Source organism: Alicyclobacillus sp. SP_1, assembly GCF_024706985.1.
Classification (GTDB): domain Bacteria; phylum Bacillota; class Bacilli; order Alicyclobacillales; family Alicyclobacillaceae; genus Alicyclobacillus_I.
This window is the reverse complement of the sequence record NZ_JAMCCX010000080.1, coordinates 1-2,563: the sequence shown is the minus strand read 5'-3', so window position 1 is coordinate 2,563 and position 2,563 is coordinate 1. Positions and strand designations below refer to the sequence as shown.

1 protein-coding gene and 3 pseudogenes are annotated in these 2,563 nt (G+C 49.0%); 1 reads left to right on the top strand and 3 read right to left on the bottom strand.

Annotated elements, in window-relative coordinates:
- Window positions 1-67: 67 nt before the first annotated feature.
- Window positions 68-328: pseudogene (locus M4I36_RS16935) on the bottom strand (IS21 family transposase); the annotation flags it as partial.
- A 105-nt stretch (window positions 329-433) separates the two neighbouring features.
- Window positions 434-550, bottom strand: a pseudogene (locus M4I36_RS16930) (helix-turn-helix domain-containing protein); the annotation flags it as partial.
- A gap of 267 nt (window positions 551-817) precedes the next feature.
- On the opposite strand from M4I36_RS16930, the gene M4I36_RS14820 reads away from it, so the two are divergent.
- Window positions 818-1,165 carry a sigma-70 family RNA polymerase sigma factor gene (locus M4I36_RS14820; RefSeq protein WP_258112535.1) on the top strand — a complete coding sequence of 116 codons (348 nt, stop codon included), beginning with the start codon at window positions 818-820 and terminating at the stop codon, window positions 1,163-1,165.
- An 829-nt stretch (window positions 1,166-1,994) separates the two neighbouring features.
- Here M4I36_RS14820 and M4I36_RS14815 read toward each other — a convergent pair.
- Window positions 1,995-2,270 (bottom strand): annotated as a pseudogene (locus tag M4I36_RS14815) (Tn3 family transposase); the annotation flags it as partial.
- Window positions 2,271-2,563: the final 293 nt, after the last annotated feature.

The following is a 2,563-nucleotide window of genomic DNA, read 5'->3' as shown; positions in this document are numbered from 1 at the left end:
TAGCCCCATCCTGGCGGCCGTCGGCTTTTTTTGTTCTGCTGCGGGCAATGTCTGGAGTGCCTCATGAAATTTGCGCCTCACGGACTTCCCCGGTGTCACGGTCGATAATGGACGCCGTTTGCCCAGTGTAATCCACAAACATCTTTTCACCACCGCGGTGCTGTTGATGCATGGACACGTCTAGCTTCTTTTTCCATTGGCGATAGTGTTCGCAGAATTGGCTGTACTGGTATCCATCCTGATGTTCCTGCTTATACTCGATCCACAACAGTTGTAAGGTGACGCCTTTCCTGCGTAGTTCCTGGTGTACGTAGCTCCAGTCGGGCTCTTCAATTTTTCGCGGCCGACCAGTGACAGCAGGGTACAACGTGCATTCCAGTTTGGACTCGTCCTCCAACTCGGAAGGTAACGGCCAACCAACCCCAGCAGTCTCAGCACGAGTTAAAACATGGGTCACGGTACTACGCGAGATATCTAGACTGGCGGCGATAGCTCGACGACTCAAACCTCCTTCATGGTGCAGACGTAAGACTTCCTTGAGCTTTGGCATGGACAACCTCCATTCAGCCAAGACATTGCCTCCTTTCCCGGATACAACAAAATCCGACAAAAGGGGTAATTTCCCTGCTTGATTTGGTATCCCACACAGACGAGCGGAGGAACTAGGTAGGGAGGCCTTGAACGAAGATGTTACCTGTCCAAGACTTTTCGGAAAGGGTGTCCAAGAGTTATTGGAATACGAGGCCGAGAGTTTTCGGAATTAGCGTCCAAGACTTAACGGAATCCCTGTCCAAGAGATTCCGGAATATGCAATGAGATGCTCAATGAACAAAAACGGTGTCAACGATGGCATCGCGAAGCGTTGATTCTCAATACTCCTTTGGATGCAGAGCATGAAGAGGAACGCATTGAACACATTCTCGATGGCTCATCCAGCATCGAAGAGACCGTAGCACTAAAGGTGCTGCTGGAACAGTTGCCGGAGAGAGAACGGCAGGTCTTGCTTGGTCTCTATTTTGAGGGACGAACGCAACGCGAGATCGGTCAGATGTGCGGCGTGAGTCAAAGAATGGTCAGCAAAATTCATCGTCAGGCGATTCAACAGATACGGGAGATGATGCTCAGTGAAGTGCTCGATCGAGAGAGTGCATCGTCTACTCCATGAAGCTCGGGAAGGGAAGATGGATGTAGCCGAGGAACTGTGTGCCTGCTTTGTGGATGAGATGCGTCGACTGTCCACTATGTTGCCGGAGAAAAGTCGGCAAGATGGCGAACAGCGAGTTTGTTGGCGATTAATTTTAGAGACCACGAAAAAAATTGATGAGAGGGGTTCTCAAAAGCACCAGTCAGATTGTTGTAAAGAGTAGAGGGGCAAAACGAAACGCCCCTCACCATACCGGCCGGGTGGACATGAAACGGAGGATAAAAATGAGCTATTCGTATTCCATAATTGAAAAAACTCTCCTTAGTCGGTTGTTCATCCAGCAACGCTCTGTTGACATGGCGAAATCGTCGACAGTGTGTTAAAGCACTCAACGGTATTGATCGCTCTGCAAACGAGGTGTAATTTCGTGGCTGCATTTCGTGATTTTCGGCTTTGGTCAGACTCTCACCGTGCTAGAGTAATGTGTCCGTCCCCGTCAGCGTTGTGCACTTACCAATCTCAGAGAACGCGGATACGGGAATCGGAGCCGCAAAGTCGTAGAGTCTGCCCTTCCGATCCTTTGGAACCAGTTATCTTGACCGACCCTGGTGGGAACGAGCGTTGCTCTTAGATCGTCGATGGAGTGCCCGCCCCTAGGAGATGCAAAGATTGATCTGAGGCCTGCAATTGTGTGAGGGGATTACTGTTGACCTAAATCAACAACGGATATGGAGTGCCCATCACTTTGTGTCATTGCCGATACGGATCTGCGTATAGGGGTACCGCCGACATTTTAACGAAAACATACGCTAAGACATTTATTGGAACCTAAATAGCGGTTTTCTTTACTCTAAGGTGCCTGTGTTTGAACGCGAAGCGGCCGCAGTGAATCCAGATCCCTAGGTTGACTTACGTTGAATGTGTATTCGCCTAAGAAATTAATGTGTTCCCACCCTAGCGGGGAAATGTGATGCAATAGCTCCTCCTGGAGCTCACCTTGTGCCTTTATGAATTCCATTGCCTTGGTCAAGTAAACCGTATTCCACACGCTGATCGCATTGATGAGAATATTGAGCGCACTAGCCCGTTGGAGTTGGTCTTGGAGTATAGTGTAACCCAACTGTCCTCCTATCTGGTGTCCAGTTTTACGGGTCCACTATACGCCCTCGCTCTTAAACTAAACCAGCTCGGCCGTCACATAAATCCGAATGAATATGAAGCTCGCGGTGTATATATACCCTATTTCTTCATATGTCAAGGAACTCTTAGAGTAGGGGGAAACCGAATTCTCATTCCACTAAATGTCTTAGCGTATGTTTTCGTTAAAATGTCGGCGGTACCCCGAATTGTGTGATGTGTTCCTGCTACGAATCATGGGGCGAAAAAGGGCGTCGAGGTGAATCAAAATCAAGGGTCGAT